We start from the raw sequence: 7,045 nt of genomic DNA, 5'->3' as shown, positions 1-7,045 counted from the left end.
GTTGGGGCTCCTGTTACTGGTGGCAGTCATGGCGATGCCAACCCTGCGCGGGCGTTTTCATAATGCGTTCGAACGCACCCACCGTTTCGCCGGGTGGGCCGCGTTGGCGATGTTCTGGGCAATGACGCTGGTCTCTGCGCGGGAACAGGATCGCGCGGCTGCGCTGATCGATGTACTGGCGCAGTCCGCCTCGTTCTGGATGTTGCTGCTGGTCACGATGAGCATTGCCTTGCCGTGGCTGCGATTACGCAAAGTGCCAGTCAGCCTCGTGCGGCCTTCGTCGCATGCGGTGATAGTGCGCTTGGAGCACCACACCCCGTTTGCCGGCTCCGCCACGGCGATCAGCCGTAATCCGCTGTGGGAATGGCATTCGTTCGCCAACATTCCCACACCGGGAAAGGAGGGTTTCCGCCTGATCATTTCCCGGGCCGGCGACTGGACCGGGGCGTTCATCGAGCAGGCGCCAACACATGTCTGGGTCAAGGGCATCACCACGGCCGGCGTGGCGCATATCGAAACACTGTTCAAATCGGTGGTGTATATCGCCACCGGCAGCGGTATCGGGCCGGTATTGCCCCATTTACTCGCTAGGCAAGTGCCAATCCGCCTGATCTGGTCGACCCGCAGTCCGAGAGCCACGTATGGCGATTCGCTGGTGGACGAAATCCTCGAGGCCCAGCCTGATGCGCTGATCTGGGACACAGATGTGTCCGGCAAACCCGATCTGGTGACATTGGCCTATGCCGCCGTGCAGTCGTTCGGCGCTGAAGCGGTGATTTGCATCTCAAATCAGCGGCTGACTGAACGTGTGGTCGAAGAAATGGAAGCGCGTGGCATACCGGCCTACGGCGCCATCTGGGATTCCTGAGCTCGCGGCGACTGTTTTCCTCCCGACACTTTTTACCGACATGAGATGAATATGAATCTGTTGATCGAAAGACAGGGCCGAGTCGTGTTGATCCGGCTCAACCGCCCGCAAGCCCGAAATGCCCTGAACACCGAAATGATGCGTGAACTGCTGGAGACCCTGCACGGGCTGGACACTGATCCGGGCGTCGGGTGTTTCGTGATTACCGGGACCAAGGATTACTTTGCCGCCGGCGCCGATATCAAGGAAATGCATGAAAAATCCTGCCTGGACATGATTGAGCAAGATTACTTCGCCGGATGGGATGCCTTTGCCCGGCTCCGGACGCCGAAGGTGGCTGCTGTCGCGGGCTACGCCTATGGCGGTGGTTGTGAGCTGGCGATGATGTGTGACCTGATCATCGCCGCCGAATCCGCGACGTTCGCCTTGCCGGAAATTACCCTCGGGGTGATGCCGGGCATGGGTGGGACTCAACGGCTGACGCGCCTGATTGGCCGGGCAAAAGCCATGGACATGATCCTGACCGGGCGTTCGATCAGTGCTCGGGAAGCGGAACAGGCGGGGTTGCTGTCGCGGGTGACGGCCGCCGATCAATTGCTTGAGCAGGCGCTGGCCGTTGCGCAGCGCATTGCCGGGTTTCCACGAACGGCGACATTGGCAGCCCGCGAAGCGGTGGATCGAGCGCTGGAGTCGGGGTTGAGCGATGGCATCCTGTTCGAGCGCAGAGTGTTTCATGGCTTGTTTGCCACCCCGGCGCAAAAAGAGGGCATGCAGGCGTTTCTGGAGAAGCGCGAACCCCGTTTTGATCAGGTGTAGCCTGCCTGCACGCGGCATCACACGCAGAGCCATGAAAGAAACTACAGTGCAAAGGGAATAACCCTACGAGACGGGCGTCTTATAGCACCTTCCCCTATGGCCATTGGCCCTGGAGTCTTTCATGGTTGATCCCACCTCACCCCACGCTTCTCCGCCTGGCAGGCCGCAGCGTCCGCCCTTGAGTGCCGCGAGCCTGCTATTTCGACTGGCCGGCATTGCCGTTGTGGTCGGCGCTGTAGCCGGGGCGTTTGCCTACGTGCACGGTAACTTTGAGCCACAACGGCTGACGCCCAAGGCGTTGGTCGATGTGCTGGAGAAAAACAACGGTGTGCATCCCGGTTTCCGCCGCAATCACGCCAAGGGCGTGTGCGTGATCGGGCATTTCGAGAGCAGCGGTGAGGCGCGCGCGTTCTCCACGGCGCAGGTGTTCAACGATCCGCGGACCCCGGTGGTCGGACGTTTCGCCTTGCCGGCGGGCAATCCCTATGCGCCGGACAACAGCGTGCCGATTCGCAGTCTGGCGTTGCGCTTCACCCAGGCCAACGGTCAGCAGTGGCGTACCGGGATGAACAGCATGCCGGTGTTCCCGGTGGGCACGCCCGAGGCGTTCTATCAGTTGCAACAGGCGCAGTCGCCGGACCCGGCCACCGGTAAACCGGACCCGGCCAAGGTCCCGGCGTTCTTTGCCGCGCACCCGGAGGCGGTGCCATTTCTGACGTGGATCAAGACCGCCAGGCCGTCAGCCAGTTACGCCACTGAAACCTACAACAGCGTCAACGCGTTCTATCTGGTGGATGCCAGCGGCAAGAAGCAGGCCGTGCGCTGGAGCATGAAACCGTTGGCCCAGGACACGGCGGGCGCCACCGCGCCTGAGGGCAGCGATTTTCTGGAGAAAGACCTGGTGCAACGCCTGGCCGCGGCGCCCCTGCGTTTTCAGTTGAACATCACCCTGGCCAATGCCGATGACCCGGTGAACGACGCCAGCAAAATCTGGCCCGAGGGGCGCAAGGTGTTGAACGCCGGCACCCTGGTGCTGGAGAAAACCCAACCGCAGTTGAGCGGCGAGTGCCGTGACATCAACTATGACCCGCTGGTGCTGCCAGCCGGTATTCAAGGCACCGACGACCCGCTGCTCGCAGCACGCTCCGCCGGTTACGCCAATTCCTACCTGCGTCGCACCAGCGAAGTCAGCCAGTTGCCCGCCGCCAGACAGGAGGCTCGTCCATGAGCACTCAACCGACACATTTCGCTTTGTTGGCGCGGCTGCTGCACTGGTTGATGGCGCTGATGATCATCGCGATGCTGTTTATCGGTGCCGGTATGGTGACTTCGGTTTCCGAGCGGCATGAATGGCTGATTCATCTGCACAAACCGTTGGGCATAGCGATTCTGGCGCTGGTGATTGTGCGCTTGCTGGTGCGCATTTCCACTCGACAGCCGCCATTGCCGGCGGACCTGCCGGGTTGGCAAGTGATGGCGGCGAAGGCATCGCACGTGCTGCTCTATGCCTTGATGCTGGTGTTGCCGTTGCTCGGCTGGGCGATGATCAGTGCATCGGGCGAACCGGTAATGCTCAGCACCACAATGCAACTGCCGTCGATCGTGCCGGCCGATGCGCAGCTGTTTGCGTTATTGCGCAAGGCCCACGGGTATCTGGCGTACCTGTTGTTCCTGACAGTGCTGTTGCACCTGGCGGCGGCGCTGTTTCATGGCTGGGTGCGCCGCGACGAGGTGCTCGACAGCATGTTGCGCGGACGCGATCGCGGCTGATGTGTCGGAGTGGCGCATTGTGTCAATGCGCCACTTTGCAGGGGCAGCCACCCGTATTCCACAGCGGTTGTGCGTTGTACACGTTACCCGGGAACTGCCCTGAAGATCGCAGACGCGCTGCGATCTTCAGGGCACGCGGGGAGGGGGTCAGCGCAAGATATCGACCATGTCGGCGAGGGTGGTCAACACGTCTTTACCCAGTTGTTTCGAGCGTTTGCCCGACCAGCCGGTCAGCGGGTTCGGCGCATCGTCGTGGTCCTTGAATGGCATTTCCAGGGTCTGCGACAGGCAATCGTATTTCTGACCAACGGCGTTGCAGGCCAGGGTCATATTTGCCTGGCCCGGTTCGTCGCGGGTGTAGCCGTATTTGGTCTGGAAATCTTTGGTGGTGCGCTTGAGGTGCGTGCGGAAATGCTCTTCAAGCTTCTCTATCCGTGGCGTGTATCCCGGATTGCCTTCGCTACCAGCGGTGAACACATGGGGGATTTCTTCGTCGCCGTGTACGTCGAGGAACATGTCGACGCCGTACTTTTCCATCTGCTGTTGTACGAAAAGTACCTCGGGGCTGAGTTCCTGACTCGCGTTCTGCCAGGCGCGGTTCAAATCCTGGCCCATGGCGTTGGTGCGCAAGTGACCGTGGAAGGCACCGTCCGGGTTCATGTTCGGCACCAGATACAGGTCGGCGCTGGCCAGCAGCGTGTTCAACACCGGGTCGTCGTGGCGCTCCAGGCGCTCGATCACGCCTTCCATGAACCATTCGCCCATGTGTTCGCCGGGGTGTTGTTGCGCGATGATCCAGACCTTGCGCTGGCCTTCGGCGCCGCTGCCCTTGCGCAGCAACTGAATGTCGCGGCCCTCGACGCTTTTGCCGGTGGCCAGCAGTTCGGTGCCAGCCTTGGTCTGCGCTTGATCGATCAGCCAGTCATGGCGACCGCGGCTGTAGGGTTCGAAGTAGGCGAACCAGGCGTGCGTCTGCTCGGCTTCGAGGCAAAAGCGCAGGCTGTCACCTTCAAAACTGGTAGGAATGCGGAACCAGTTGACGTGGTCGTAGGACGCGACGGCCTGATAGCCGGTCCAGGCCTTGTTGTAAGAGGACTGGCTGGCGTTGACCAGGCGAAACCAGTGTTCTTGATGAACATGCAGGCCGCTGGCCTTGAAGTGAAACCACTGGAAGTGCGGGCTGCGAGTGTCCGGGCGAATGGCCAGGACCGGATTGAGCGGATTGGAGATGTCGATGACTTGAATGTTGCCGCTGTCGAAATTGGCACTGATATCGAACGAAGATTTGGCCACGGTCATAATCGTTTCCTGAATATGATTTTTATGGCTGTTACTTTACACGCAAGCTTGAAGTGAGACCGAGGGGATTTGCAGGGCTGTAGCGGGGGGCGTCTTCCATGACGCGAATGCAGCTTAGAGACTGTGTAGTTGATTCTCAAGTGCTAATTATCTGAAGTTCGCCCCAATGTGGCCGGGCTTCGCTTGCCAACCGATATTCTTTTGATATTATCCGCGCCATCGAATTTGCAGCACTCAAAGACTTCATTAGCCTGAAGCCATAAGCCCGAAAAACGGGTAAAAAAAGACCCGGCAAAAAGCCGGGTCAAAAACCGTGATTAGCCTGATGAGGAGATAGTCCAGAAGACCGACCTAAGGTCTCTGGCCCATCGACTGATCTCGCGACCAGTTGCTTGCAATAATAATCATTATCATTTGCAAGTCAAATGTTTTTATCTGCGCGATTGGAAAATTCTTTTCCGTCCGTTCCACTCAAGGTCGTTCAGACCTCATCGCCATCGAGCGAATGGTCGACCATTGCCCGCGCCATATCCACCATGTGCACCACTGAAAACGCCAGGTCGCGACTCGCGCCCTGCAGGTTCTCTGCGGCCTTGAACGCAGTGGCGGCGGCGCAACGCAACAGATCCGAGGCGTGCACCAGGGCTTCTTCGCCACTGAGATGGTGCCTGACATTGAAAAAACGCTCGCCCGACTCGGGTTCTGACACAGCTGGTTTCAAGTAGTAATCCAGGGCGCGCTGCGCCGCGGCATTGCCTTGAGGCGAGGTGAACATGGTGTCCATTTGCAGATCGGGCAAGTCTTTGCTGCTGATATTCATGATGATGGGCCACTCCTTGTTTGATTGAAAATCCGTGCTTGCAGAATAGTACGATGCGTAGTTGTGACCAGAATTTAAATACTACAATATGTGTTTTGCTAGCCGAAGGCGTCCGCGTAAGGTGCCGCACATGGATAAATGGATTGAGTTGGTCAAGGCCAAGATGAGTGAACTCAAAATCACTCAAACAGAGCTCGGAGAGCGCGTCGGCATGTCCCAGGGCGGGATCGGCCATTGGCTGAACAAACGTCGTGAACCTGGGATCACGGAAATGAACCGTGTGTTGCAGGCACTGGGCATGGACTTCCTGGAAGTGGTGCTGGTGATTCGCGAACCGCCGCTGACCCCGGATGACGAAATGCCGCTGGCGCAGAAGTACAACCCGTACTTCCGCTACCCGGTCAGTGACTGGCACATGCCCTGTGAGGTGCGCGAAAGCGGGGAGTCAGCTTATGCCGCATCGGACAAGCAGCGTTTCGAACTGACGGATTACCACGCCCGTGGTGCGGCATTCTGGTTGACGGTGGCGGGGGATTCGATGACCGCGCCCAGCGGCCCCAGCATCGCCGAGGGCATGCTGATTCTGGTCGATCCGGAGGTGGAGGCAGTGCCCGGCAAACTGGTCATCGCCCAGTGGGCGGACAGCGCTGAAGCGATCTTTCGCAAACTCGACGAAGAGGGCGGCCAGCGTTACCTGGTGCCGCTCAATCCGACCTGGCCGAAAGCCTTGTTGACCGACGAGTGTCGCATCATTGGTGTTGTGGTGCAGGCAACGGCACGTTACTAGTCAGATCGATCCTCGCTCGGCGCAGGATCGATCGCTCACTCAGACTTCTTCCAGTTCAACCAAAGCGCTGCCTTCGCCAACCATCTCGCCTTCCTGGCAATACAGCGCTTTGATCACCCCGGCGTGCGGCGCACGAATGCTGTGCTCCATTTTCATGGCTTCCAGCACCACCAGTTGCGCGCCGGCCTCGACAGATTGCCCGGCCTCGACCAGCACCCGCACGATACTGCCGTTCATCGGTGCCGTCAGGCCGCCCTGATGACTGTGGCTGGCTTCCACGGCGCTGATCGGATCGTAAGCCTCAATGCGACGCAACTCGCCTTCCCATTGCAGGTACAGCGCATCGCCCTGGCGAATCGCCCGCAATGTCCGGCGTACGCCGTCGTGCTCGATGATCAGCGTTTCACCTGACAGCGTGGCGTTGCCAACAGCCCCCAGCGTTCGCGCGCGATCCTGACCCTCGCAACTCAAATGCAGGGTCAGTTCCCGAGGCAGACCTGCTCGCAAGCCGCTGTTGAGCGACCACGGCGACGCGGGATCATCCGACCGCGCAATCGCCGGCAGACTCTGCGCAAACGCCTGCCCGGCGGCGGCCCAGAACTCATCGCTCAAGGGTTGTGGAGCAGGCAGCAGTTGCTCCTGGTAACGCGGAATAAACCCGGTATCCAGTTCCGCTGCGGCAAAC

The 7,045-nt window shown here is 59.8% G+C and carries 7 protein-coding genes and 1 pseudogene; 5 read left to right on the top strand and 3 right to left on the bottom strand.

Going from position 1 to position 7,045, the window contains the following annotated elements; all coding sequences use genetic code 11:
* From DBR24_RS17935 to DBR24_RS17920, 4 genes and pseudogenes are all read left to right on the top strand, one after another.
* Positions 1–868 (top strand): annotated as a pseudogene (locus DBR24_RS17935) (hypothetical protein); the annotation flags it as partial.
* Positions 869–919: 51 nt separating this feature from the next.
* Complete coding sequence (locus DBR24_RS17930; RefSeq protein ID WP_123462363.1) at positions 920–1,684, top strand: enoyl-CoA hydratase-related protein; 765 nt, start codon at positions 920–922, stop codon at positions 1,682–1,684.
* A 121-nt stretch (positions 1,685–1,805) separates the two neighbouring features.
* Positions 1,806–2,912, top strand: coding sequence for a catalase family peroxidase (locus DBR24_RS17925; RefSeq protein WP_128615419.1), 1,107 nt, complete (start codon positions 1,806–1,808; stop codon positions 2,910–2,912).
* Positions 2,909–3,454, top strand: a complete 546-nt coding sequence (locus tag DBR24_RS17920) for a cytochrome b (protein ID WP_128615418.1) — start codon at positions 2,909–2,911, stop codon at positions 3,452–3,454. The genes DBR24_RS17925 and DBR24_RS17920 overlap by 4 nt, the downstream gene beginning before the upstream one ends.
* A 147-nt stretch (positions 3,455–3,601) precedes the next feature.
* Here the strand turns inward: DBR24_RS17920 and DBR24_RS17915 are convergent, their stop codons facing one another.
* Positions 3,602–4,753, bottom strand: coding sequence for a M14-type cytosolic carboxypeptidase (locus tag DBR24_RS17915; protein WP_123462369.1), 1,152 nt, complete (start codon positions 4,751–4,753; stop codon positions 3,602–3,604).
* Between the two features lie 481 nt (positions 4,754–5,234).
* The gene (locus DBR24_RS17910) at positions 5,235–5,573 is read right to left on the bottom strand and encodes a DUF6124 family protein (RefSeq protein WP_123462371.1); all 339 of its coding nucleotides are present in this window, start codon (positions 5,571–5,573) and stop codon (positions 5,235–5,237) included.
* 130 nt (positions 5,574–5,703) lie between these two features.
* Here DBR24_RS17910 and DBR24_RS17905 point away from each other — a divergent pair, with 130 nt between their 5' ends.
* A complete protein-coding gene (locus tag DBR24_RS17905; protein WP_123462373.1) occupies positions 5,704–6,360 on the top strand; it encodes a LexA family transcriptional regulator in 657 nt (218 codons plus the stop codon).
* A gap of 39 nt (positions 6,361–6,399) precedes the next feature.
* Here the strand turns inward: DBR24_RS17905 and DBR24_RS32650 are convergent.
* The coding region (locus DBR24_RS32650) for a biotin/lipoyl-containing protein (RefSeq protein WP_305889065.1) at positions 6,400–7,045 on the bottom strand (646 nt) is incomplete at its 5' end.

The sequence above is a fragment of the Pseudomonas sp. HMWF006 genome, assembly GCF_003061205.1.
Lineage (GTDB): Bacteria > Pseudomonadota > Gammaproteobacteria > Pseudomonadales > Pseudomonadaceae > Aquipseudomonas > Aquipseudomonas monsensis.
Note: the sequence above shows the minus strand (reverse complement) of the source record. Positions and strands in the feature narration are given on the sequence as shown.

What these genes read in the sequence shown, in the direction of transcription:
- DBR24_RS17930 (WP_123462363.1), top strand. Translation starts at nt 920, where the DNA reads ATGAATCTGTTGATCGAAAGACAGGGCCGAGTCGTGTTGATCCGGCTC.
- DBR24_RS17925 (WP_128615419.1), top strand. Translation starts at nt 1,806, where the DNA reads ATGGTTGATCCCACCTCACCCCACGCTTCTCCGCCTGGCAGGCCGCAG.
- DBR24_RS17920 (WP_128615418.1), top strand. Translation starts at nt 2,909, where the DNA reads ATGAGCACTCAACCGACACATTTCGCTTTGTTGGCGCGGCTGCTGCAC.
- DBR24_RS17915 (WP_123462369.1), bottom strand. Translation starts at nt 4,753, where the DNA reads ATGACCGTGGCCAAATCTTCGTTCGATATCAGTGCCAATTTCGACAGC.
- DBR24_RS17910 (WP_123462371.1), bottom strand. Translation starts at nt 5,573, where the DNA reads ATGAATATCAGCAGCAAAGACTTGCCCGATCTGCAAATGGACACCATG.
- DBR24_RS17905 (WP_123462373.1), top strand. Translation starts at nt 5,704, where the DNA reads ATGGATAAATGGATTGAGTTGGTCAAGGCCAAGATGAGTGAACTCAAA.